At 56.6% G+C, this 24,448-nt stretch carries 26 protein-coding genes and 1 pseudogene; 13 read left to right on the top strand and 14 right to left on the bottom strand.

The features are described 5' to 3' along the window. Window positions 1-8 precede the first annotated feature (8 nt). The 7 genes from QTO30_RS11030 to QTO30_RS11000 all read right to left on the bottom strand — a co-directional run bounded on the left by QTO30_RS11030 (window position 9) and on the right by QTO30_RS11000 (window position 3,904). Window positions 9-248 carry a hypothetical protein gene (locus QTO30_RS11030; protein ID WP_340424188.1) on the bottom strand — a complete coding sequence of 80 codons (240 nt, stop codon included), beginning with the start codon at window positions 246-248 and terminating at the stop codon, window positions 9-11. An 89-nt stretch (window positions 249-337) separates the two neighbouring features. Further along, entirely contained in the window at window positions 338-982 is a 645-nt protein-coding gene (locus tag QTO30_RS11025; protein ID WP_340424187.1) for a 2-hydroxychromene-2-carboxylate isomerase, read from the bottom strand. A gap of 111 nt (window positions 983-1,093) precedes the next feature. Then, complete coding sequence (locus QTO30_RS11020) at window positions 1,094-1,621, bottom strand: hypothetical protein (RefSeq protein ID WP_340424186.1); 528 nt, start codon at window positions 1,619-1,621, stop codon at window positions 1,094-1,096. A gap of 23 nt (window positions 1,622-1,644) precedes the next feature. Further along, window positions 1,645-2,136, bottom strand: coding sequence for a hypothetical protein (locus tag QTO30_RS11015; protein WP_340424185.1), 492 nt, complete (start codon window positions 2,134-2,136; stop codon window positions 1,645-1,647). Window positions 2,137-2,412: 276 nt separating this feature from the next. Then, the gene (locus tag QTO30_RS11010; RefSeq protein WP_340424184.1) at window positions 2,413-2,853 is read right to left on the bottom strand and encodes a tellurite resistance TerB family protein; all 441 of its coding nucleotides are present in this window, start codon (window positions 2,851-2,853) and stop codon (window positions 2,413-2,415) included. A gap of 8 nt (window positions 2,854-2,861) precedes the next feature. Beyond that, window positions 2,862-3,155 (bottom strand): DUF1244 domain-containing protein, encoded by a 294-nt coding sequence (locus tag QTO30_RS11005; protein WP_340424183.1) that lies wholly within the window; start codon window positions 3,153-3,155, stop codon window positions 2,862-2,864. Between the two features lie 11 nt (window positions 3,156-3,166). Continuing rightward, the gene (locus QTO30_RS11000) at window positions 3,167-3,904 is read right to left on the bottom strand and encodes an N-formylglutamate amidohydrolase (protein ID WP_340424182.1); all 738 of its coding nucleotides are present in this window, start codon (window positions 3,902-3,904) and stop codon (window positions 3,167-3,169) included. Window positions 3,905-4,022: 118 nt separating this feature from the next. Between QTO30_RS11000 and pyk the strand changes: the two are divergent. The 4 genes and pseudogenes from pyk (at window position 4,023) to rplT (ending at window position 6,438) form a co-directional block, all read left to right on the top strand. Then, window positions 4,023-5,469: pseudogene (gene pyk, locus QTO30_RS10995) on the top strand (pyruvate kinase). A gap of 32 nt (window positions 5,470-5,501) precedes the next feature. After that, window positions 5,502-5,729, top strand: coding sequence for a hypothetical protein (locus tag QTO30_RS10990; protein ID WP_340424181.1), 228 nt, complete (start codon window positions 5,502-5,504; stop codon window positions 5,727-5,729). Window positions 5,730-5,857: 128 nt separating this feature from the next. After that, window positions 5,858-6,058 (top strand): 50S ribosomal protein L35, encoded by a 201-nt coding sequence (rpmI, locus tag QTO30_RS10985; protein WP_340424180.1) that lies wholly within the window; start codon window positions 5,858-5,860, stop codon window positions 6,056-6,058. 17 nt (window positions 6,059-6,075) lie between these two features. Further along, the gene (gene rplT / locus QTO30_RS10980) at window positions 6,076-6,438 is read left to right on the top strand and encodes a 50S ribosomal protein L20 (protein ID WP_340424179.1); all 363 of its coding nucleotides are present in this window, start codon (window positions 6,076-6,078) and stop codon (window positions 6,436-6,438) included. A gap of 102 nt (window positions 6,439-6,540) precedes the next feature. Here rplT and QTO30_RS10975 read toward each other — a convergent pair whose 3' ends face one another. The 4 genes from QTO30_RS10975 to QTO30_RS10960 form a co-directional block, all read right to left on the bottom strand. Continuing rightward, window positions 6,541-7,899, bottom strand: a complete 1,359-nt coding sequence (locus QTO30_RS10975) for a dicarboxylate/amino acid:cation symporter (protein WP_340424178.1) — start codon at window positions 7,897-7,899, stop codon at window positions 6,541-6,543. 6 nt (window positions 7,900-7,905) lie between these two features. Further along, complete coding sequence (locus QTO30_RS10970) at window positions 7,906-8,490, bottom strand: alpha/beta hydrolase (RefSeq protein ID WP_340425919.1); 585 nt, start codon at window positions 8,488-8,490, stop codon at window positions 7,906-7,908. Window positions 8,491-9,068: 578 nt separating this feature from the next. Beyond that, window positions 9,069-12,983 carry a beta strand repeat-containing protein gene (locus QTO30_RS10965; RefSeq protein ID WP_340424177.1) on the bottom strand — a complete coding sequence of 1,305 codons (3,915 nt, stop codon included), beginning with the start codon at window positions 12,981-12,983 and terminating at the stop codon, window positions 9,069-9,071. A gap of 130 nt (window positions 12,984-13,113) precedes the next feature. Further along, window positions 13,114-13,506, bottom strand: coding sequence for a hypothetical protein (locus QTO30_RS10960; RefSeq protein WP_340424176.1), 393 nt, complete (start codon window positions 13,504-13,506; stop codon window positions 13,114-13,116). Window positions 13,507-13,993: 487 nt separating this feature from the next. Between QTO30_RS10960 and QTO30_RS10955 the strand changes: the two genes are divergently transcribed. From QTO30_RS10955 to QTO30_RS10920, 8 genes are all read left to right on the top strand, one after another. Further along, window positions 13,994-15,172: a Hint domain-containing protein gene (locus tag QTO30_RS10955; RefSeq protein ID WP_340424175.1), complete on the top strand. Its 1,179-nt coding sequence runs from the start codon at window positions 13,994-13,996 to the stop codon at window positions 15,170-15,172. Then, a complete protein-coding gene (gene pheS, locus QTO30_RS10950; RefSeq protein WP_340424174.1) occupies window positions 15,160-16,233 on the top strand; it encodes a phenylalanine--tRNA ligase subunit alpha in 1,074 nt (357 codons plus the stop codon). Before QTO30_RS10955 ends, pheS begins: the two co-directional genes overlap by 13 nt. Next, window positions 16,230-16,691, top strand: coding sequence for a hypothetical protein (locus QTO30_RS10945; protein ID WP_340424173.1), 462 nt, complete (start codon window positions 16,230-16,232; stop codon window positions 16,689-16,691). Before pheS ends, QTO30_RS10945 begins: the two co-directional genes overlap by 4 nt. Window positions 16,692-16,867: 176 nt before the next feature. Then, window positions 16,868-17,296 (top strand): ASCH domain-containing protein, encoded by a 429-nt coding sequence (locus tag QTO30_RS10940; protein WP_340424172.1) that lies wholly within the window; start codon window positions 16,868-16,870, stop codon window positions 17,294-17,296. 78 nt (window positions 17,297-17,374) lie between these two features. Next, on the top strand, window positions 17,375-19,771 hold the full coding sequence (gene pheT / locus QTO30_RS10935) for a phenylalanine--tRNA ligase subunit beta (RefSeq protein ID WP_340424171.1): 2,397 nt from the start codon (window positions 17,375-17,377) through the stop codon (window positions 19,769-19,771). A 26-nt stretch (window positions 19,772-19,797) separates the two neighbouring features. After that, entirely contained in the window at window positions 19,798-20,190 is a 393-nt protein-coding gene (locus QTO30_RS10930; RefSeq protein WP_340424170.1) for a GNAT family N-acetyltransferase, read from the top strand. 12 nt (window positions 20,191-20,202) lie between these two features. After that, entirely contained in the window at window positions 20,203-20,649 is a 447-nt protein-coding gene (locus tag QTO30_RS10925) for a YtoQ family protein (protein WP_340424169.1), read from the top strand. Between the two features lie 33 nt (window positions 20,650-20,682). After that, complete coding sequence (locus QTO30_RS10920) at window positions 20,683-21,069, top strand: VOC family protein (RefSeq protein WP_340424168.1); 387 nt, start codon at window positions 20,683-20,685, stop codon at window positions 21,067-21,069. 110 nt (window positions 21,070-21,179) lie between these two features. Here the strand turns inward: QTO30_RS10920 and QTO30_RS10915 are convergent, their stop codons facing one another. Beyond that, window positions 21,180-21,836: a glutathione S-transferase family protein gene (locus tag QTO30_RS10915; protein WP_340424167.1), complete on the bottom strand. Its 657-nt coding sequence runs from the start codon at window positions 21,834-21,836 to the stop codon at window positions 21,180-21,182. Window positions 21,837-21,991: 155 nt separating this feature from the next. Here QTO30_RS10915 and mscL point away from each other — a divergent pair, with 155 nt between their 5' ends. Next, a complete protein-coding gene (gene mscL / locus QTO30_RS10910) occupies window positions 21,992-22,426 on the top strand; it encodes a large conductance mechanosensitive channel protein MscL (protein WP_340424166.1) in 435 nt (144 codons plus the stop codon). A 50-nt stretch (window positions 22,427-22,476) separates the two neighbouring features. On the opposite strand, the gene QTO30_RS10905 is transcribed toward mscL, so the two are convergent. Together QTO30_RS10905 and QTO30_RS10900 are read right to left on the bottom strand one after the other, a co-directional pair. Next, window positions 22,477-23,286: an alpha/beta fold hydrolase gene (locus QTO30_RS10905; protein WP_340424165.1), complete on the bottom strand. Its 810-nt coding sequence runs from the start codon at window positions 23,284-23,286 to the stop codon at window positions 22,477-22,479. A 182-nt stretch (window positions 23,287-23,468) separates the two neighbouring features. After that, window positions 23,469-24,371 carry a type IV pili methyl-accepting chemotaxis transducer N-terminal domain-containing protein gene (locus QTO30_RS10900; protein WP_340424164.1) on the bottom strand — a complete coding sequence of 301 codons (903 nt, stop codon included), beginning with the start codon at window positions 24,369-24,371 and terminating at the stop codon, window positions 23,469-23,471. Window positions 24,372-24,448: the final 77 nt, after the last annotated feature.

Genomic DNA, 24,448 nt, shown 5'->3' with positions numbered 1-24,448 from the left:
CGCTGGGTCTACCCGTTGCGGCGGGGTCTTATCACCCGAGGCGCAAAATTCCGCATAAAGACAAAGCCAGCAATCAGTGTGGCCGATGTCAGCACGGTCAGCATCACATCGTTCCTACTGTTTGCATGGACCAATCCAATCGCCAAGGTCAGGATCGGCAAAAGAATAAGACCGGATGTCATCAGGCACCCGCGAGGCAATTCAAAGCCTTGCACATTGCCAGACCGGCTGTGGGGTCTTTGTTTCATTGCTACAATTGGCCTTTTCAGCATCTTCAGTTGTTCGCGGACCCTACCATGAAAACGCCGGCGCGATAGGGCTGTCCTGCGATGGGCGTTCAGCGATCCACCGGCGGATTTTGCCAATCGGGCGCGGCAAATGGTCTCTCTAACGCCCGTTCGACCATCTCTAGGCGATCCTGTCCATAAAACGCATCGCCATCAACAATGTAAGTGGGCGAACCAAAAACATCCTGCCCGCGCGCCCAATCAGAGTTCGCGCGCAGCTGATCCTGACAATCGTTCGACGCCCCTCGCGCGATCAGGGTCTGCGCGTCATGCCCTAACCCTTCCGCAATGCTTACTACCAGCGTCACTGGGTTCGACAGGTCTGCATCGTCTCGCCAATGCGCCTCCAGTATCCTGTGGGCCATCGCATCCGCTGCGGCCCCGTTTTCCCCAAGCGCGATGATCATGCCAGAGGCAAGGCTGTAATCCGCATCGTGATAGGTGGGCCGATAGTTGATCACTGGCACATGGCGATACTCGGCCCAACGTTCAATTTCGCGCCCAAAGAAGTAATCGACATGAGCTTGGGTGCGGGCATGAAAGGGTTGGCTGCCTTGGGCCTCGACCACCGGCGACAGCAGGATGGGTTTGTGGATCAGTGTGGCGTTATACTGCCCACACAGAGCCATCAGGCGGGCAGAGCCGAGGTAAGCAAAGGCGGAATGGGCGGAGTAGACGTAGGTGATGGTGGGCATAGGGTCCGTTTGTCGCGGGGGTTGTTTCACCTATCCAGGTAGCATGGCAATTGCCATGCGTCATCCATCGATGTGACGGACGCGGCAGGTCTGGCCGCTGCCACCCCACGCCTAGCAGTTCGAAGGCATCACAATAGACGCGCCGGGCGCCCCGCCGATATCGTGCAGCAATAGGGCGGCATAGCAATCCAAACCCCAGTCCGAATAGTAGCCTAGATTGTAGTACGTCCGGTTCAGCGGGCGGTCCCCGTCGGCCATGGAAAGAGAAAAACTATCCTCCTCACTATCGGCTACAATCATGTAGTCGCTGCTGAAGCGATCCTGCCAGGGTGCCTGCATGATCTCATCCCAACCGTCGAGTAGGAAGACGATCGCATCCGCATCCTCTGGCTCTGACGGTGTGGTGTTGTGGTCGATCAAGCCATCGTTATCCGCCTGCAGAATTTCTGCCCGTAACGCATTCGCACGATTGGCCTCCCCTACGATGGCAAGGCGCACTGGCCGTTCAAGCCGTGCCGCAAAGGACCCGTTATTTGTGATGGTCGGACCAACATTGACCGAAACCTGAAACACGGAACCAATGGCAAAGAGGATCAGGGCGAACCCCCCTAACAGGACGGCAAGTGTCGCAATACGCATGAATATCTTTCTCCTGTTTTGGTTTATGAACGGGCCGCATCATCCGTCGGCAGGCGCAATGCCACGAAGCCAACAATCATGATCAAAAGCCCGATGCCAAATTGCCGGATCCCATAGATCAGCGTGTCGCGCGGCGCTACGTCGGCAAACGTCTCAACCCCTTCGGATGTGGTCACACGCAGACTATTGCCGACGGCTTCATTGTGCCACCGGGTGTAGCTGACAGGCGCTGTGAACTGCGCGGTTTCAGCCTCGCCTGTCAGCGCAACAACAAAGATGTAGTCATAGAAGTAAGTGCGCAAGCTCCGCGTCTTTTCGCCGTTGATCGTGACACTCTCCAACCGCGGCTTTCGCGATGTGGGCCGGTCAATACGTTTTTCCACAATGACGGCAGCCTGCGTGGTGTTGGAGCGTGTCAACGCGATACCGTCCCAGGCTATTGGTAGGGCAGGCACCGAGATGCTGAGCCCCACGATCATTAGTAATCCACAAAACGCCTTGCCCAGAAAATCCATTTCTACCCATCTGTTGCTACCTTACGTTGTAGGATAGGGCCTGGCGAAGGCGTCGAAATGGGAAGTATTGCGAAAATTTCCCCGCTTTTTCGGTCAATTGGAACGCTGCGAGAGTTGCCTTTGTGACGGGTGGCTTCAACTATTCGGGGGCAATACGGATGCACCAACATGCGATGTTTGAACAACGGGCCGCTGCTTCAATAGTCAGTCGACAATCTCAACATCTATCTCAGTATTTGATAACCCATCTGCACAAAAAGCGAGGCCTTCTTACTTCTAACCCTCAGCCTGCGCCTGCAACTCTTTCGCCCGCTCAGGGGCAATTCCCAGAAGGTCCTCAATCCGGTGCAGGAGTCTGTCCTCTTGTTCGCGCCTGATCCCATCGGCAAAGACCACCTCCCACAGGGCTATCAGCGTTGCCTCTTTCTCCTCGGTGCCGATTGCATGGCTGAGAATCGTGGCGATCTCTTTGGTGCGGGGGATTTCCTTTTCTAGGAGCTCGCATTCGGCGCGCATTTTGGCGGCCTCAACGGGGTTGAGGCCGTGGCGTTTGGCGAGGATGTGGTCGATGCGGGCGATCTCTTCGAACAGATAGGCATCATCCGCCTTCGCCGCCCGCACCAACAAGGCGCCCATCGCATGGCTTGCGTCGGCCTCGGGCAGGGGCGTGTGGTATCCGGCTGGGTTGCCGAAAAAGGCGGTCAGGCGTTCGAGCATGGCAGATCCTATCCGTGGCTGTCCTTGAAGGCTTCCTTGGCCGCATCGCTGGCTTCGGTCTGGTAGTTCGCTTTCCACTCGGCCATCGTCATCCCGTAGAACGCCTCGCGCCCTTCATCTTTGGTCATCTCGATCCCCCGCGCGTTGGCGGCTTCCTGATACCAGCGTGACAGGCAGTTCCGGCAGAACCCTGCAAGGTTCATCATGTCGATGTTCTGCACATCTGTGCGGTCTTCCATCAGGTGCTTGCGCAGGCGGCGAAAGGCGGCGGCTTCCAGTTCAATACGGGTTTGATCATCCATAGCGTGTCCTCTCAAAGGCCCGACTGGGCCAGTACATCTGATAATATAGGGGCCAATCTGTTTGCCCAAAGGGTTTGACCCGCTTCATCCGCAATCAGGTCCTGGCGTAGCTCAATCAGTACATTGGGGCGGCCATGTTGCAAAGCATGGCGGTCAACTGCGTCGCCGGGCAGGTGGCCTGCGTATGGCTCGTTGTCGCCTGTGCACCAGCCCTGCGCCCGGCAGGCTGCGATGAATGGGGTGGCAATGCGATCATCCTCCGCATGCAGTACACCGATTTCCCACGGTCGGGGGTGTCGGCCGTTCAGGCGTGGCGTAAAACTGTGAACTGCGCAGATAATCGGGCTGCCCATCTTGCTGGCGAGATCGGCATAGGCGGCGTGGTACGGTCGATAGAGCCGTTTTAGCCGCTCTTCCTTTTCCACATCATCGGCATTCCTGTTGCCGGGGACAATCGTGCCGTCATAAAGGCGCATCATGATCGTCGGATCGTCCTCGCCCCGGTTCGGGTCGCAGACCAAACGCGAAAACCGCGACAGAATTGCGGGGCTATCGAGTAAGGTCGCCAGCTGCCGTGTCACCCCTGCCGCACCGATGTCATAGGCGATGTGACGGTCCATATCGGCAGCGGGCAGGCCCAGGTCGCCCCCGTGCACCCAATCAGGGATCATGTTCATGGCGTGGTCACAGGCCACAAGCCATCGTCCGGGGCGATCTGCCCCTATGATTTCAAATGGTTCGTTCGTCATTGCCGTGTCATTCCTTTGACACGAGACTTAGGCTAGTTGTGATGAGAATGGAATTGCGCAATAAGGGCGCAACCCAAGCTGTTACCGCTAACGGCTACTGACGCACGAAGGATTTGATATGAGACGCCATCGCAATGTGAAAATTGTCGCCACACTGGGCCCTGCTTCGAATGATTACGAAATGATCCGGGCATTGCACGAAGCGGGTGCTGATGTCTTTCGTTTGAACATGTCTCATGGCGATCATTCAGAAATAAAGGTACGCCACGAGATCATCCGTCAGGTGGAAAGAGACCTTAACAGCCCGATCTCTATTCTCGCTGACTTGCAGGGGCCCAAGCTGCGTGTTGGTGTCTTTGCGAACGGTGAAGAAGAGCTGGTGCCGGGTGCCCCCTTCCGCCTTGATCTAGACGATGCCGAGGGCGACGCGACGCGGGTGAAGCTGCCCCACAAAGAGATTTTTGACGCGCTCGAACCAGGTGCGCATCTGTTGGTGAACGACGGCAAGATTAAGCTGCGAGTGAAAGACTGTGGCGCGACCTTCGCCGATTGCGAAGTGATTGTTGGGGGAACAATCTCGAACCGCAAGGGGGTGAACGTGCCTGACGTGACGCTGCCCTTGGCGGCCCTGTCGCCGAAAGATCGTAAAGACCTGGAGTTCGTTTGTGCATTGGGTGTGGATTGGCTGGCGCTCTCTTTCGTGCAGCGTCCGGCCGATGTGGAAGAGGCGCGCAAACTGGCCAAGGGGCGTGCGGCAATCCTGTCAAAGATTGAAAAACCTAACGCGGTAAAATCTTTCGACAGTATCCTCGCTGCCTCGGACGGGATCATGGTCGCCCGTGGCGATTTGGGTGTCGAATTGCCTGTGCAAAACGTTCCACCGATCCAGAAACAACTGGTGCGTAAATGTCGTGCCGCCGCGAAGCCGGTGATTGTGGCCACCCAGATGCTCGAGTCAATGATCGACTCGCCCATGCCGACCCGCGCCGAAGTGTCGGACGTGGCGACGGCCATTTATGAAGGTGCCGACGCGATCATGTTGTCAGCTGAATCCGCTGCAGGATCCTACCCGATCGAAGCAGTGACCACGATGAACAATGTCGCCGCATGAAGTCGAAGCCGATCCAACATATACGGACATCATTGAAGCATCCCGTAGGTCCGAAGGGAAAACCGTGGCCGATGGTATCGTTTCTGCCGCCCGTGAAATCGCCGAAACAACGGATGTCAAAGCGATTTGCTGTTTCTCACAATCGGGCGCGACCGCGCTTTTGGTTTCGCGCGAACGTCCGCGTGTGCCGATCATCGCACTGGCCAACCATATCAACACCGCCCGCCGTTTGTGTCTGTCATGGGGCACGAACTGCGTGGTGACGGGGCATGTTGACCGGTTTAAGGACGCGGTTGTCGAGGCAGTGCGCGCCGCAAAGGACCAAAACCTTGCCTCCGAAGATGACATGGTTGTTGTCACTGCGGGTGTTCCATTCAACACACCTGGCTCGACAAACATTTTGCGGGTTGCGCCCTGTGCTGAACGTTTGATTTACGCTGTTGAGCAAGAGTAAGGTCTTGTAGGGGCGTAAAGCAGGGCGGCAATATGGATTTCGATCTTCTCTTTGTGACGGGTCTGGTTTTGGTGGCCTTCGCCATTCCGTCTGCCGTCAGTGCGTATTCCGATTGGCGTTGGCCCAAGACGGCGATCATCATGGTGGTCCTGGGTGGTGTCGCGATGGCCTATGCGGCGCAGGAAAATCCCGGGGTGTATGCGCTCGACACAGTGGATGACGTGATCGTCAGCGTTGTAGGCGGGCTTATCAACAACTAGGGCCGATTTCGCCTCAAATACCCTTGCAAAGTAGCGGGCGCTGTCGTATCAGCCGCGCTCAACCCGCGCGTCCGGCCGATATGGCATGCCGAGTCGCGCGTTTCGACCGATCTGAAGAGGAGACGGAAATGCCGAAGATGAAGACAAAATCGAGCTGCAAAAAGCGGTTCAAAACGACGGCTTCAGGCCGCGTCGTGGCGGCCCAGGCGGGCAAGCGCCACGGTATGATCAAACGCAACAACAAATTCCTCCGCAACGCCCGTGGCACAACCACGCTTTGCAAAGCTGACGAAGGTATCATCAAACCGATGATGCCTTACGCACGTTAATTAGGGGGAACTGAGATATGCGCGTTAAAGGTGGAACCGTCACGCACCGTCGTCACAAGAAAGTTCTGGATCAGGCCAAGGGTTACTATGACCGCCGTTCCAAGACCTTCAAGGTCGCAGCACAGGCCGTCGACAAAGCCAACCAATATGCAACCCGCGATCGTCACAACCGCAAGCGCAACTTCCGCGCTTTGTGGATTCAGCGGATCAACGCAGGTGTGCGTGCGGTGGATGAGACACTGAATTATTCCAAGTTCATCAACGGTCTGACACTGGCTGGTATCGAAGTGGACCGTAAGGTTTTGGCCGATCTCGCGGTCAACGAGCCAGAGGCATTTGCTGCCGTTGTTGGCAAAGCCAAGGACGCTTTGGCGGCCTAAGCTACAGCAGACATTGTAAGATAAACTGGCCGCGCAGGACACTGTGCGGCCTTTTTGCTGAGATAGGCTTTGAAGGGCCCCTCGATCCCTGGGAGGTTTTTGTCATTTCGTGGCCGAAGGAACGGCCGCCGATATCTGTTGTACGTCGTCACCAATCCATCTTTGCATGACGATGCAGGCGGTCAGGTCACCCGATACATTCACCGCCGTTCGGCACATATCAAGCAGGCGGTCCACCCCAAGCAGGATCGCAACGCCCTCTGCCGGGATACCAATTGAGGCCAGGATACCCGAAAGGATCACGATACCGACGCCGGGTGTGCTTGGGCTTCCGATTGAGGCGCCGACCACCGTAAGAACGATCAATACAAATGATGCCGGATCAAGAGATACCCCGTAAATCTGCGCCATGAAAAGTGTCGCCACCACCTGATAAAGTGCGGTTCCATCCATATTCACTGTTGCGCCCAAAGGGATGATGAACCGGGACAGTGCGGGCGATACCGACAGCCGGTCAGTGGCGATGCGCATGGAAACAGGCATTGTTGCCGCCGAACTTGAGGTCGCAAACGCGAGCAATTGCGCATCAAGGATCGCGTGGGAAAACCAGATCGGGTTCCGGCGACCCAAAACGCCAACGATGCACAGATAAACCAAAAGCAGGATCACCAGACCAAGGATCACAGCACCAATATAGGCAGACATTCCGATCAGGGCATCCAAACCGACCCGCATGACGAATTCACCGATCAGGCCAAAGACCGCCAAAGGTGCCAGCAACATCGCCCAAGATACGATTTTCAAGGCAACAGCCTGAACAGCGTGCAGCAGATCCAGCGCTGGCTGTACGCTGGCGGCGGGGATCGAAATCATCGCAACGCCCAGAAACACGGCGATCAGTACGATCTGCAACATATCCCGCGAAAGCGATGCCTCGGTCATACTGGTTGGGATCAGTTCAGGTATACGCTGCGCGATGTTGAAGCTACTTTCGGCGGCACCGGCTGATGCTACCGGTATAGCTGTTTGCGGAAGCGACACATAGTTGCCTGGCTCGATTAACGTGGCGATTGCAGCGCCGATGAGAACCGCGATCGTGCTGGTGGCAACAAAATATGGGACGATCCGCGATGCGACCCTGCGCAAGAATGCTGGGTCGCCTGCCGAAACAAGACCAAGCGCGATTGAAGACACGATCAGCGGAATCACAATCATCTGGATCATGTTCAGAAAGATACCGCCCGGCAGCTTCAACCACGCGCCAAGATCATCCACCCTGTGGGACGGTACGGTCAGGACCGTGTCGGTTTGGGGTGACAGCAGCAATCCAAGGCCGACACCAAGACCCAGTGCCACAAGGATCTGCATCCATAGATGCGTTCTGATCAGTAACCGGATGTCGCGCAGACCTGATCGCGTGCCGGGCAAATCTTTTATCTCATCGTGTGTGATTCTCGTCATGTAGCCTTACGTACTCGTTTGGTTCGAGATCTGTCTGAGAAAGCTCAAAAAGGTCGGCGAACTAAACGCCACCAAATGCGGTGTCCGTGCATCTTGGATGCTTGAGACATCAATCAGCCGCAGGCCCAGATCAGTGTAGTAGCTTTCATCGGTGTATGAACCGACACGTTCAGCCGCTTGCGACACGCGCGCTGATACGCGCAATGCTGGATCCGCGACCGATGCAACAACGTGACTAACCTGCGGTGTCTTCCCGATCATGCGTATCTGTTCTGAAAAGACGTCCAGCGCGATGTCAGGCTGCAGCAGCGCCAGCCCATCCAGATCAACACTTGCGTCACGTCCTCGTAGACTGCGCTGCACCAGTGTCTCCATCACCAGAAACGCGCCAAGCGAATGGGCAACCACAAAAATCTGTCCACGCCAATTGTCCAAAATCACATCAAGCAGGTCCGAAAAAGACTGGCGCGCGTGCAATACGCTATCGCGGTCATGGACGTATGCGGGGACGGTTTCATCTGAAGGCCAGGCAAAGGTAACCTGGGGTCCGCGCATCTGTGCATCCGTTGCCATCTGGGCTTGCCGGTACACGGCTTCGGCTAGGCGTATTGTTGTAGCCGTGAACCCATAGAACCAGCGGCGCGTCGACGCGCGTTGTCTGTAGCGTAGCCGCAAAGTCTGATTGCGTGTCAAAACGCCGCCGTGACAAAGTTGCAAATGCGTTGGCTCCGGACACCGGGACGGCACCCATTGCCCGATCTGTCGGTACGGCCACTTCGATATCCTCAAACGACAATGCTGTGCTGCGTTCCGAGCTGTCCAACCTCAGGCGGTTGGTACCGACTAGTATGCGCTGTGATACAAATGGCGTGTCTTCATTGCGTGCAACAAATGCCCCGCGCTCGGCGCATGCGCAAAAAAGTGTTGCGGCTGATCCAACAAGCAGCGTCCTGCGTGCGATTGTCATTGCAGGTGGTCCTTCTGGTTTTCGACGTCCTTGTGCAGGATCATCCACTAATGGGACCTGCGAAGTAAAACCAGACAAACCAATGTGACAGCTTCGTGGCCGCGCTGGGATGAGGGAGTTGGCGGCCAGCGCGGCCCTTGATGCCCGCCAGTACGGGGGTAGGCGTCCTTTGGGGGCTAGAACGTAATGCTGACGTTCAAGCTTAAGCACTGACCGCCTGTGTGTCATCAGAGCCGAACAGGTATTCCACGTCGCCTGACAGGCTGAGCCCGTCGGTTTGTGCAAAGGTCGCCCCCAGCCCGACAAATCCGCCAAAGAAACTGCCACTGTCTGTTGCGTCAAAAGAGAATGGCTCACTGGTCACCAGACCACCTGCACCGGTCTGTGTGATTTGCGCTGCGAATTCATCCTCAGAACTCAGACGCCCTGCAATACCGACCCGCAACGCGCCGTCAAACGCGCCGCTAGAGTAGCCTAGAGCCAGTTGATGGCGACCGTTCAGTGTCTGTGCCGTCCGGCTATCCACGCTCAGGTTTGACCCTGTGGTTCCGGCTTCTTCATAGGCGTCGAACTGCACTAGCGTATAGTTGAGGGCCGCGGATGGGCGCAGTTCGAAGGCGCCCAATTGGCGGAAGAACCCGGCAGCACTGACGCCAGCGCTGATAAAGGTGCTGTCAAATGAAGCTTCTGCCGTTTCCAGCCCATCGGTGATGGTTGTGTCCAACACGATCCGGCTGCTGTTATGGCTTTGGGTCCCGGCCAGCACGTTGAATGTGTAATAGCCGTTAGCGCCATGCTCGGTGAAGTATGCGCCGCCAAACAGGCTTTCGCTATCCACACTGGAAGAGGTCACATCCGTGGCGATCTGCCCACTGGCAAAGCCGCCGACAAAGCCAAGGTCACGCCCATAGAAAGTGCCTTCATACCCGGCAACAAGCCCCGCATGGTCCAACGTATAGGCTAGCGCCGACCCGGCTTCACCATAGGTCTGCTGTCCTCCAAGAACGGAGGCCCACACACCCGACTTGCCAGCATTGTTCGCAATCGCACCACGGGTTGTGTCGGCCAATGCGCCGGTTGCTTCGTTCAGCGCCGAGGCGGCTGTCATCTCGATGCGGAACACATCAATCTGATCCTCGTCAAATGTCACGAGTTGGGCGTCATATGACGCGTCAATGTCAAACGCTTCCACACCGAAGGTTGAGACGCGCCACGAGATGTCGTCAGGCAGTACGTTCTGTTCCAGTGCGAAGCTATCACCGACACCGCCTGCCAGATCAAAGATACCGACAAACTGCGACCCTTCGGCCATTGTGACCAGTTGCGTGCCATCATCACCGCGGACGACAGCCGCAAGGCCATCACCAGCTGTCAGCATGATGCCCGAGTTGACCAGCTCCGCGCCTTCGCCACCCAGTGCCGATGCGTCAGAGCCAATACCAGACACGATGACATTGCCTGTATTGGTCGCCAAGCCGCCGCCCAGTAACGCGATGCCAACCGCATTTTCACCTGTTGTGGTAACCACGCCGGTATTGGTGATCAGGCCATCAGCGCCCGAGGCCTCGATCGCGGTGGATACGTTGCCTTCGGTCGCAACCATGCCGTTGTTGGTGACATCGGCGTTGTCGCCCGTCGCAAAGATACCTCTCCCGTCAAATCCTGTGGTCGATACCGACAATTGATTGAGAATGACCGCATCCGCCCCGTCGGCGCTGACGCCAATGGCGCTTCGCCCGTTGGTTTCGATCACGGCATTGTTGGTGATTTGGGCTGTATCCCCAAAGGACACAATTGCACCGCCCGAATCCTCGTTGATGGTGATCCTTTGGTTGTTGATGATCACTGCATCCAGCCCGCCGGACGCGATACCGGTGGCTTCCGCGTCTTCGGTTTCAATAAGCGCGTTGTTTGTAATCTGCGCATTGTCACCAGCAGAGGCGATCCCGGTGGACCCAAACCCATCGACATCAATTGTCTGATTGTTTGTGATCACGGCACCGGCCCCTTCGGATCTGATCCCAGTGGCGTTTGCTCCGACGATCTGTAGCAGCGCCTCGTTTGTGATCTGGGCAGAGTTTCCAAGAGAGGTGATTGCAGTGCCGCCGCGACCGTTCATGATGATTGTCTGTTCATTGTCGATCACCGCATCCACCCCTTCCGAGAAGATGCCGCTGGCGGAAACGCCATTTGTCGTGATCAAACCTTCATTGACGATGACATTGCCCGCACCTGAGGCGAAGATGCCGTGCGCCGCTGCGCCGCTGGTTGTGATCTGACCGTCATTGCTGATTTGGCTCTGGTCACCATTCACCGCAATCCCGCGTGATCCGTCCCCTAGTGTATTGATACCCTGTTCTGCGTCGTTGAAAACCTCGGCTTCACTGCCGGTGACATTGATCCCATCACTGTCGTCGCCTGAGGTTGTGATGGCCTCCTCATTGAAAACGATTACTGACGCGCCGTTTACCTCGATACCATCAGCGTTCGTACCGGTCGTATTGATCGTACCAGTGTTCAGCACGGCAGCCAGAGGATCATCCGGGTCGCTGGATTCAGTGGCACTTGTTGTTACAGAGATCCCCTTGGCCCCTTCGCTTACTGTGGTGACTTCACCGTCATTGAGGGCACCACCAGTCACCGCATCAACGACGATGGCAGAGGCATTTGCACCGGTTGTCGAGACTGCGTTGTCATTCAAAATCGCGACAGTCCCACCTTCAGCCAGGATGCCTTCGGCACCATCACCAGACGTGCTGATGCTACCATCGTTGAAAACAATACCATCAAGGCTCTCAAAGCCGTCAGCACTGCCCGCCGGATCACCAGCGGTCAGTGTGATCCCCTCTGCATCGTTTCCGCGTGTGACAATTGATCCTTCATTCTCAATCACAGAATTCAGGCCAGACACGCTGATGCCATCCGCGCCGATGCCTGTCGTATCAATCGTCCCCTCATTTTCCGCGCTGCCGTTGTCTCCGTTGATCATGATGCCACGTGATGCATTGCCTAAGGTGGTAATGGTGGCGTCTGTATCGTTGGTGACCTCGGCATTGTCGCCGTTGATCAAGATACCGTCACTGGTGTTTCCAGCCGTTGCAAGACTACCAAAGTTATCGACCTCAGCTTTGTTCCCGATCACGACGATACCATTTGCATTGAAGCTATCGGTGCTGATTGAGCCGCCCGCTGCATTATCGATGTCGGCATAATCACCCCGGACTATGATCCCGTCGCTATCGCCTGCGAATGTCTCGATCTGATTGCTGTTGCTGATCGCTGCACCATTGCCGTCGACCACAATCCCCGCGGAGCCCACGCCACTTGTGGTGATTGACCCGTCAGCGGCATTGTCGACCTCGGCGTTGTCACCTGTCACGACAATACCGTCAGAGTTTGCGCCGCTGGTTTTCAAGCTGCCCGCGTTGTCGATATCGGCATCATCGCCAGTCACCGCAATACCTTTGGAGTTGCTCCCGCCCGTGTCGATAATGCCGTTCGGCGCATTGTCGATATCAGCACGATCACCTGTGACCTTGATCGCGTCACTGTCTTCGCCCACAGTGATCGCTTCGTCGTCGTTGAAAACAACCGCGTCGTCGGCCTCGATCACCGAGATGGCAATGGCCCCAGCGCCGGATGTGCTGATCAAACCAGTGTTGGTGACGATAGAGCCTGCGACATTGGTTGTGATCCCGTTTGCGCCCCCTAACGTCGTAATGGTTCCGCTATTGTTCAAGGATAATGGGTTCTCCGTTGCAACAGGTTCGGTGCCTTCCGCAAGAGGACGAATGGCAATGCCGCTGCCGCTGCCTGTGACGTTGATGGTGCCGCTGTTAGAGAGGTTGGCAACACCATTCGCGCCCAACAATCCATTGCCATTGCTGGTAATCTGGCCCGCATTCGTTGCTTCTGCACCAAGCCCCGTGATTGCAATACCGGAGGATGCGCCAACATCAATCACACCGGTTTCATCATTGATGGCCACCGCATTCGCGCCAGTTGCAAGAATGCCATTCGCAGCCTCACCCGTCGTTGTCAGCGCACCGGCGTTAGTGATCTGGTTTCCATCACCCGTTGCTGAGATCGCCTGCGCACCAGTGCCAGCCGTCGTCACGCTGCTTAAGCATTATCAATCATCCCGCCTGCGCCTTCGACCGCTATGCCGTCGCTGCCAAAGCCGGTTGTGCTGATCGTTCCGGCCACAGTGTTATCAATATCTGTGTTGGTGCCAGTTGACAGGATGCTTAAGCACTGGCTTCGCCCTGTGTTGTCAACGTGCCTTCATTTGTGATGTCTGCATCTGCACCGCTTGAGTTCACGCCAGCCGCGTTTGTGCCTGTCGTCTGCAACGTGCCTTGGTTCAGCACCTCAACGTCATCGCCGCTGGCGTCGACGCCGTCTGCATCTGCAACATCAAGTGTGCCGCCTTCCTCAATTGTCAGGCTATCGCCACTTTCATCCAGCACAATGGTCTCTGTCACGACGTCGCCATCGGCGATCACTTCTTGCGCAATAGCAGGCTGACAGGCCAACAGGCCCAGCATCAAGGCAATAGGCGAGACAGCACTGCGTGTTGCCTGCATCTGAAAGGAAAGGGTGTGGTGTGGGTCAACAGTTCCAGCAATCGTATCGGTCATAGTCTATCCGTTTCATAAGATGCACCCCACCCCATAGCGGGGGCTCAGGGTGACTACGTGCCAACGGATCAAACTATTCACGTTCTATTAACTTTTGGCGGAAGGGCGGTGTGCGGTGGCCCCGCTCATCGGAAAACCGGCCTCACTGAAGATGGTGCCGGATATCCAACCCCGTGAGGTGCATGATGCATCACGCGGCCTGAGATCACGGTTCGCGTTCGGCCTTCGGGCAACCGCGATCAGTTCTGGGCTATCGATTGTTCCGATAGGTTTAAAACGCCCATCGCCTCCAGAAGCCATTCAGACCGGCCCGTCCCATGCCGATTTTATGCACCGGCCACAAAAGAAGGATGCATTGCCGGGCGGTTCTTGTGGCTGCCGTGCTTTTGGTGTTGGTTGTAACACAGTGTTAGCTGTATCCAAACGTGCATTTTTTTAATCTCCTGCCTATAAGCTGTCGCAAGAAGATACCCTCGGGATTGGTGACATGGCTCGTATCAGTGAACTTCACTACTCAAACGCATATTCGTCGCAGACGGGCGTGTCAGAGTTCCTTGAGGTTGCGCTGGGTGCAAATGAAGACCCGGCAGATTTTACCGTTGGGTTCTATCAGGCCGATGGTTCGCTCGGTCTGGATATCAACTTGCAGGACGGCCTTGATGACGGGTTGATCACCGAAGTGATTGACCCCGACAATGGTGAAAAAGTCTATGTGATCTCTGAAGACAACTATCCGATCCTTTTGACTGATCCCAACGGTAGCGGTGCGACCAATTACGAAGCCTATGCGCTGACGAATGTCGCTACCAATACGCTGATTGATTTTTATGATATCGGCAGCGGCACGCAAAACATCGTGGCGGTTGGTGGGGCGGCTGCGGCCACGGGCGCGCCGGGGACGGTTGTTTCGGTCAACATCCCAACGCCATCGGGTCCCAATTCTGTTGGTGCCTCGATCCAGTTTAACCAGCCTGACCCGGATGCAGCCGTCTTTACAGACCTGTCGCCGGGTGACAGCGGATTGGCATGCTTTGTATCGGGAACGGAGATCATGACGCCCGATGGACCAGTGCGTATTGAGGATATCGCGGCAGGCGATCTGGTGCTGACACGCGACCATGGCGCACAACCGGTGCGCTGGGCGGCCAGCCAAACCGTCTCGGGCATGGGGCGGCTGGCGCCTGTCACGATCGGCGCGGGCCGCTATGGTGCGCGTAAAGCCCTATCGGTGTCACCCCAGCACCGTGTCCTGGTCACCGGTTGGCAGGCTGAACTGTTGTTCGGCGAGGCCGAAGTGCTGGTTCCCGCCAAAGCGCTGATCGACGATCACGCCGTACGTCGCGCGCCCTGCCGCAAAGTGACCTATCACCACCTGCTGTTCGATACACATCAGATCGTTGAAAGCCACGGGTTCTGGAGCGAAAGCTACTATCCGGCTGTCTATGACGTCGCGGAGCTGGGCGGGCGAGACCCGAGCCGAGCTGATAGCAATTTTTCCGCAGTTGGACGTGGTGGGTTTGGGCCCCTTGGCGCGCACGACCCTGCCGGTGCAATTGGCCCGCCTGCTGCGTCAGGACTGAACCAACCCCGTCAGCCTTGCAACCAATCACCCATTTCGCTAGCACCGCGGGGAATGATGCATAGAGGCGCCCGATGGACGATCTGAAACAAAAATACCTTAGCCTGATTGCCGATGCCGCTGATGAAGCCGCGATCGAAGACCTGCGCGTGCAGGCCGTGGGTAAGAAGGGCGAGATCAGTTTGCAGATGCGCGAACTGGGCAAGATGACACCAGCGGAACGGCAGGTTGCAGGCCCGGCGCTGAATGCGCTGAAGGATGAGATCAACTCCGCCCTCGCCGCCAAGAAAGCGGGCCTTGCCGATGCCGCCCTTGATGCGCGTCTGAAAGACGAATGGCTCGACGTCACGCTGCCGTCGCGTGGGCGCGGCCAAGGCACCGTGCACCCCATCAGCCAGGTGACCGAGGAGGTCACGGCGATCTTCGCCGATATGGGGTTTGCCGTGGCCGAAGGCCCGCAGATCGAAAGCGATTGGTACAACTTTGACGCCCTCAACATCCCCGGCCATCACCCGGCGCGGGCCGAGATGGACACGTTCTATACGCATCGCAAAGAGGGCGATAACCGCCCGCCGCATGTGCTGCGCACGCATACGTCACCTGTGCAAATCCGCTCGATGGAGGCCACAGGCGCGCCGACCCGCATCATCTGCCCCGGTCGGGTGTATCGGGCCGACTATGACCAGACCCATACGCCGATGTTCCATCAGGTCGAAGGGCTTGCCATCGACAAAGACATCTCTATGGCGAACCTGAAATGGGTGCTGGAAGAATTCGTCAAAAGCTACTTCGAGGTCGACCACGTCGACATCCGCTTCCGCGCGTCCCATTTCCCCTTCACCGAACCCTCGGCTGAAGTCGATATCCGCTGTTCATGGGAAGGCGGCACGCTGAAAGTCGGCGAGGGCGACGACTGGCTGGAAATCCTTGGCTCCGGCATGGTGCACCCCAAAGTGCTTGAGGCGGGCGGGATCGACCCGACCGAGTGGCAAGGCTTTGCCTTTGGCATGGGCATCGACCGGATCGCGATGCTGAAATACGGGATCCCGGATTTGCGGGCGTTCTTTGACAGTGATTTGCGGTGGTTGCGGCACTATGGTTTCGCGGCGCTGGATCAGCCGACGTTGCATGGTGGGTTGAGTAGGTGAGTGAGATTTGGGCTGTTGTTATCGGCGCAGTTGCTTTTGTACTGGGCCGGATTTACTCGCAGTCTGAAGCAATTCTTGTGGAGAAACGTCGAGTGTACGAACAGTTTCTGCTGAATTGTCCACGCCCAAATCAGGCTTACTCGAACTTCACCGATGATGAATATCTCCGATTGCATGAAACGATGGAGAAATCCTCTAATGCAGTGGCGCTGTATGCGGCTCCTCCTGTTATGTTGGCTATATCGGTCTATTTAGAGGAATTCGAAAAAGCAGCAAATGAATTGGACCTAGAATCAGAAGCGCTGCACCCCGCCTTCAAGAGATTGGCGAAAGCTCACAACGACCTCATTTTAGAGATGAGACGTGATGGATTGGCTTGGTCTGTCTTTGGTTACAAGGGCAAAAGCCGTCTCCCTCCCGATGCTTTGGAGCAAGCCAAGAAGAAATCGCTTGAGTAACAAATCTCCCGCCCGGCTTGCCGGGCAGCGCCCGGACCTCCCCCATGGGGAGGGCGCTTTCGCAACGCTGCGCACAACGATACCCCCACCGATAAACACAACGTTCCGCCAAACTGAACAGCCTCGGCGCCTCCCCGAGGTCCGGGCGCTGCCCCGATGTTGAGAAAGATCCAAGAATGACCAACGACACCGAAGATCTGCAAGACACATATCCAGGTGCGGGCACCTTCAAATTCGGCGATAGCGCCGCACTTTGCCAACACCTCATCGCCCTTGTCCGCCAAGGCAAGAAAACCGCAACCTGCGGCGCGCTCGCCGATTTCGAAGGCGAGCCGGAGGCGATGCCTGTCGTGGGCCGCTGCGATATCGCCGCAAATTGGGACGGCACCCCAGCGCTGGTCATCCGCACCACCGAGGTGCAGGAAATCCGCTATTGTGACGTCACCGAAGAGATGGCCTTGGCCGAAGGCGAAAACGACAGTCTTTTGGGTTGGCGCAAAGACCACAAAGCGTATTTCAAACGCAACGGTGGCTTTCACCCCGAGATGATGTTGGTCTTTGAGCATTTCGAATTGGTCGAGGATCTGGCCGGGCGTGAACTCTAGCACACCGACGCGCCCCTTTCCCCTTGCCACGTTATCCGCTAATCCGATCACAACAGATTTAACCCGCAGGACGGACCTATGAAATTCACCCTCTCCTGGCTGAAACACCACCTCGACACCGACGCTTCGGTCGCGGATATCGCCTATGCGCTGACCGATCTGGGGCTAGAGGTTGAAGGCATCGAAAACCCGATTGAGCGGTTGGCCGATTTCACCATCGGCAAGGTGCTGACGGCTGAAAAGCACCCCGATGCTGATAAGCTGAAGGTCTGTCGGGTTGAAACGGCGAATGGCCCGACCCAGATTATCTGTGGCGCCCCCAATGCCCGCGCCGGTATCACCGTCGTGATCGCCAGCCCCGGTACTTATGTGCCCGGCATTGATACCACCATTGGCGTCGGTAAAATCCGCGGCATCGAAAGCCATGGCATGATGTGTTCCGAACGCGAGATGGAGCTGTCGGAAGAGCATGATGGCATCATCGAACTACCCTCGGGCGAGGTGGGTGATCGCTTTACCGATTGGTTGGCCGCGAACGACCCGGACAAGGTTGATCCGGTGATTGAGATCGCGATTACACCGAACCGCCCCGATGCGCTGGGCGTGCGCGGCATTGCCCGTGACCTCGCGGCGCGCGGTATCGGTACCCTGAAAGCCATCTCGGTTGATCCGGTGCCTGCCAGTTTTAAGGCTGACCTGAAGGTATCCATTGATGATGATACGCTTGATGGATGCCCGGTCTTTTGTGGTCGCCTGATCAAAGGCGTCAAGAACGGTCCCAGCCCCGACTGGCTCCAGGCGCAGTTGCGCGCCATTGGTTTGCGCCCTATTAGTTTCCTCGTCGATGTAACGAACTGGTTCACCTACGACCTGAACCGCCCGCTGCACGTCTTTGACGCGGATCAGGTGAATGGCAACCTGCGTGTGCATCGCGCCGCTGGGGGCGAAAGCCTCGTGGCATTGGATGACAAGGAATACACATTGCAAAACGGCCAGATGGTCATCTCTGATGACAATGGCCCTGAAAGCATTGCCGGTATCATGGGTGGGGCCGACACGGGCTGCACGGAAGAGACCGTCAACGTCTTTGTTGAAAGCGCTTATTGGGACCCGATCCAGATCGCCTACACGGGCCGCGCACTCAAGATCAACTCTGATGCGCGCTACCGCTTTGAACGCGGCGTCGATCCGGCCTTCACGCCCGTGGGGCTAGAGCATGCCGTGCGCATGATCGTTGACCATGCCGGTGGCGAAGCATCCGAGCTGATCCAAGCAGGCGCCGTGCCGGATACGTCGCGCGCCTACAAGCTGGACGCCAAACGGGTGATTTCACTGGTGGGCATGGACATCCCCGAAGCGACCCAGCGCGTCACGCTGACCGATCTCGGTTTCACGATGGACGGGGACATGGCCCACGTGCCCTCGTGGCGGCCTGACGTGCAGGGCGAGGCGGATCTGGTGGAAGAGGTCGCGCGCATTGCATCCTTGACCAAGCTGGAGGGTAAGCCGCTGCCGCGCATTGATGCGGGCGTGCCAAAACCGATCCTAACCCCCAGCCAATCGCGCCAACAGACCGCGCGCCGAACGGCGGCTGCACTGGGCTACAACGAGTGCGTGACCTACAGTTTCATTGATGCTGAAGCGGCGAAACTCTTTGGCGGTGGCGATGATGCGACGATGCTGGAGAACCCGATCAGCTCTGAAATGTCGCATATGCGGCCTAATCTGCTGCCCGGTCTGTTGCGGGCCGCTGCCCGCAATCAGGCGCGTGGCTTCATGGACATGGGTCTTTTCGAAGTCGGAGCTGGTTTCCATGGTGGCGAACCAGGCGAGCAGCATATGCTGGTGTCGGGCGTTCTGATTGGACGCACCGGGCCGAAGGATGTGCATGGCACGTCGCGGCCTGTGGACCTCTACGATGCAAAGGCGGATGCCGAGGCTGTGCTGGCCGCGATTGGCGCGCCTGCGAAAGTACAAATCCTGCGCGGCGCGTCGGAGTGGTGGCATCCTGGCCGTCACGGCAAGATCTGCCTTGGCCCCAAAAAGGTGTTGGGCATCTTTGGTGAACTGCATCCTAAGGTGCTGCGTGAGATGGATATTAAAGGCCCTGCGGTCGCCTTCACGATCTGGCCTGATGAAGTGCCGGTGCCGAAGAAGAAATCCGCGACGCGTCCGGCCTTGGCCGCAACAGATCTGCAAGCGGTCGAGCGCGACTTTGCCTTTGTGGTGGACGCAGAGGTCGAGGCGCTGGCGCTGGTGAACGCTGCGGCTGGTGCCGACAAGGCGCTGATCACAGATGTGCGCGTTTTTGACGAGTTCATTGGCGGCAGCCTTGGCGAGGGCAAGAAATCGCTTGCTGTGACCGTACGTTTGCAACCGACCGATAAGACACTGAAGGACGCCGATATCGAGGCGGTCAGCGCTAAGATCGTCGAGAAAGTGACCAAGGCCACGGGCGGTAGCCTCCGGGGATGATTATTCGCCGGGCCACAAAAGATGACGTGGCCGGTTTAACTGCGGTGCTGGAAGCGGCCTATGCGCCATTTCGGGCGTTAGGCTTGCCGCCCGTCACCGAAGGGGTCGCAGAGGACATACGCGATCACAACGTCTGGGTCGCAGAGGTTGATGGTGAGGTCCGTGGCGGCATCGTCCTCGTGCTTGGCAATCTGGCGCATATCGCCAATCTCGCGGTGCACCCTGATGCGGGCGGACTTGGGATTGGCCAGGCCTTGATCAACGAATCGTCAGAGGCATCTGCGGCGGCGGACCACAACATGATCAAACTGGCCACCCATGTCGGTATGGCCGGAACCCAAGCCTTTTACCTGAAACTGGGTTGGCAAGAGACTGGCCGTGAGGACAACAAGGTCTATTTTCAGAAGCAATTGAAGTGAAGGAACCCCGATATGACCCTCAAGATTTACCTTTCCGGAGAAATCCACACCGATTGGCGTGACCAGATCACCATGGGGGCCTCTGGACTTGATGTGGCTTTTGATAGCCCTGTAACCGACCATGATGCGTCTGACGATTGCGGCGTCGCGATCATGGGGGCAGAGGACAAGAAGTTCTGGCACGACAACAAAGGGGCAAACCTGAATGCGATCCGGACCCGGCACGGGATCGAAAATGCCGACATCGTCGTGGTGCGCTTTGGCGAGAAATACAAACAATGGAACGCGGCGTTTGATGCGGGTTATGCCGCCGCGCTGGGCAAATCGCTGATCGTGATGCATGGGCCAGAGCATCAGCATCCGCTCAAAGAGGTGGATGCGGCGGCATTGGCCGTTGTGGAAGAACCGCAGCAGGTCGTGCAGATTTTGCAGTATGTGTTGAACGGAACGCTGCCTTAAGTGCGGTTTGCTCCGGCGTAAGAGGGCGCCGCAATGATCGATCATATGACCTTTGGCGTGACTGACTATGCGCGCTCAACCGCTTTCTACGATCAAGCCTTCGCACCTCTGGGGGTCAAACGGCTGTTTGAGGTGCCCTTGGAGCATTCAGGCGGTGTGAAGGTGTGTGGCTATGGCGATGATCGCCCCTGGTTCTGGCTGGCTGAAGAGCGTGCAACGACAGGTATGTTACACATTGCTTTGCAGGCAAAGAAACGTGCCGAGGTCGATGCTTTCTATGCAGCAGCCTTACGCGCTGGCGGTGAAGACAACGGCGCACCCGGCCTGCGCCCGCACTACCATGCTGATTATTATGGCGCGTTTGTGCTGGATCCGGATGGGCACAATATCGAAGCGGTCTGTCACGCTCCGCCGAAGTGACATTGAAGACCCAAATTTAAGGCTGCGCGCCCGTGTATCCAGCGGGCGTGCAGTTTCTTGTAAAAACCGTCTTACGACGGATCGGGGATGCGTTTGGCCTTTTCCACAGCTTACCGCGCAAAAAACCGCTCAACATAAGCCGGTACATTCTTAAAGTCGTGATAGCCGACCGCATCTTTGGTTCCGTAGAATTCCAACGCATTCAGCCAAGGCGCAATCGCCATGTCGGCGATGGAATAGTCGCCGACAATCCATTCTTTGCCTTCCAGTTCTTTGTCCAGAACAGTCAGCAAACGGATTGCTTCGTCGCGGTAACGTTCGCGAGGACGGGGGTCTTCGATGTCTTTGCCCGCAAACTTGTAGAAAAAGCCCATCTGTCCCAACATTGGCCCAAGGCCGCCCATCTGGAACATCAGCCATTGCGTGATCTTCGCCTTGTCCGAGGCCGTTGCCCCAAGAAATTTCCCCGATTTCTCAGCCAGATACAGCAGAATAGCACCGCTTTCGAAAATCCCGATCGGACCATCTGGCCCGTTAGGGTCAATAATCGCCGGGATCTTGTTGTTGGGATTGAGTGAAAGAAATGCGTCGCTTTTCACATCGGCATCGCTGAGCGTCACAAGGTGCGGTTCATAGGCAAGACCCATCTCTTCCAACGCGATGGATATCTTCACGCCATTGGGCGTGGGGTAAGAATAAAGTTGAATGACAGATGGATCGCTGGCGGGCCAGCGGGTCGTGATCGGGAATGCGGATAAGTCAGCCATCAGGCGATGTCCTTTGCAGATTTTTCGATCCTCCCAAGCTAAGGGGAATTTCCGTAAATAAAACCCGTGCGAGTGTGAGCAGATAGCGGTAACACTGTGCGCAGTTGCGCAGTGGGCATCAGATCCGCGCGCCAAGCCAAGCAATGGGGACAACTATGCTAGACGAATTCAAAACCTTCATCGCCAAGGGCAATGTCATGGACATGGCCGTTGGTATCATCATCGGTGCCGCCTTTACCGCGATTGTGACATCGCTGGTGGGCGATCTGATTAACCCGATCATCGGCCTTGTGTCCGGTGGGATTGATTTCACCAACAACTACGCCGTGTTGGCCGGTGAGGTGCCAGAGGGCGCGTCACTGGAAGCCGCGCGCGAAGCCGGCGCGTCAATCTTTGCTTATGGTGCATTCATCATGGCGATCATCAACTTCCTGATCATCGCCTTTGTGGTGTTCATGCTGGTGCGCAATGTCAACAAGATCAAAGACGCTGCCGCCAAAGAAGAAGAGGCTGCACCCGAAGAGCCAAAGGGCCCGACAGCCGAAGATCTGCTGGCAGAAATTCGCGATGCATTGAAGGCGCAAGCCTAAGTCAAAGGATCGGTCTTCTGGAGGGCGCGCTGGCGACAGCGGGCCCTTCTTTACGTTTGATGTTTGAGAAAACGGTCGATGGCTTCGGTCACGAAACTTGGGTTTTCCAAGGGTGATGTGTGCCCCGCTTCCGGAACACTTATGAGCTCCGACCCTCTGATTGCCTCATGCATTGCCTGTGCCGTGGCCGGTGGCGTCGGGATATCATCCTCGCCAACCATGATCAGCGTCGGAGGTGCGTTTTTCAATGCGCGCAGCGCGTCCTGTACATCATCGCGATCAAAAATGGCACGTCCGAATAGCCTGACAGATGTGCGGTCGAGACGGCCGATATAGGACTTGAGTTGGAAAAACTCTGCCTGTCGCGCCGGGTCACTGCGGAAGGTTGGCCCGAACAGCAACGGGAGTACTTTGCCCAGCAAAGGCCGGATGCCGACGAGGCGCACAAAGAACAGCAGCTGATTGTATTGCTTGAGGGTCGCCGGGCTCTCAGCATTGGCCCCGGTGTCCATCAGAATCAGCGATTTGATCAGATCGGGGCGGCGTAGTAGCAGGCGCAACCCGACGTAGCCGCCTGTGGACATACCCGCAAAATGGACTGGGCCATCGCATAGGCCTTCAATCAGTTGTTCAGCGTCATCCACCAAGTCATACATGCCGAAGGCTTGTTGGCAGGTCCCGCTATCGCCATGCCCACGATGATCAAATGCGATAACGCGGTGGGATTTGCTAAAGGCGCCGATCTGGGCTTCAAACATCTGGTGGCGCATCAGATAGCCATGCGAGAACACGATCGTATCCTCCCCGGTGCCTGTGGCGACGTAATGAAGCAGTCGTCCGTTGATTTCAATCTTTGGCATGGCGTGTGTCAGCCTGAGTTGACTGATCCGACGTTACAGACGGTCATACTTTGCAGCAAGTCCTGTCATTTGCCCGGGCATTTGCAATGGAGCTATACCGCTTGAAAACTGTACCAGAACTGAGCGCTGCTCATTCGCTCAGGTTGGACGTTAAAGCGACCGATTGGCTTGAAAAACTTACCCTAGTGCGCGCGCTCTGCGTATTCCTTATAGTCGACAAGTAGATGCTCCAGCTCAGCAAGTTCGATCTCTAGGTCGTGGAATACTTCATACTTTTGGTCTTCATTCAATTCACCGCCCTCAACCAATGTCTGAAGATTTGGCTTTAGGATGGACCATCTATTGAGCAAGGCTTCCAGATCAGCGCGGATCACATCATTTGGTGCAGGTATTATCCCTAGGGCTGGCAACCCAGAGTGCAATGCAACCAAGGAGTTCTCAAAATAAGCCATGGTCACACGCAGGTCGTCTTTTGCATCAGCGGCATGATATCCTGTCCATATCTCGCATGCATCCTTAGCCATCTTCTGTGTCAGCATGAGTTGGCGACCTGCCAATTCCAGCAGCATGACATCGCGAGCCGAAATTTCAAATGGGACGGCATACTTACCAGAAATGTCAGCGGCCAAGATTGATGTGAGCTCAAGAAGCTTGAGATTGTGATCATCGATGTGATGCGCACTTTCTACGTCATGCCCGTCAACCAGTATGGCATCAATGGCTCCATGGATTTCCATCCATTCGGCCATAACATGCTCTATATCTACGAGAATGCGCCGGTTATCCTCTGGACGAAGGATGTGAAGTTCTTCATCGCCATCTCTGAGGGCAACGATGTATCTGTCGAATTGCTCTGTCGCACGTTCTAGCACATCATATGCCTCTTCGACGTCAACACCAGATGTGACGGCGCAAGACGCTGCGGCGACTTGCTGCGTGAACGTGGGGAGCTGTCCGGCCAACCTGATGCGGTCTGCGCCATCTGACTCAATGTTAAGGCCCTGAGCAGATGCTCCTGTTGCTGCTATTGCGAAAGCGGTGAAAGAAATAGCGGTACGGATAGTGCTAGAAAATCTGTTACTCATTGTTACTCACGCTAGTTGATTACATAGCGTAATTGAGTGAGATTTCCGGTGAAATCATGGTTAAACGTCAAATACTT

Source organism: Yoonia sp. GPGPB17 (assembly GCF_037892195.1).
Classification (GTDB): Bacteria; Pseudomonadota; Alphaproteobacteria; order Rhodobacterales; family Rhodobacteraceae; genus Yoonia.
Note: the sequence above shows the minus strand (reverse complement) of the source record. Positions and strands in the feature narration are given on the sequence as shown.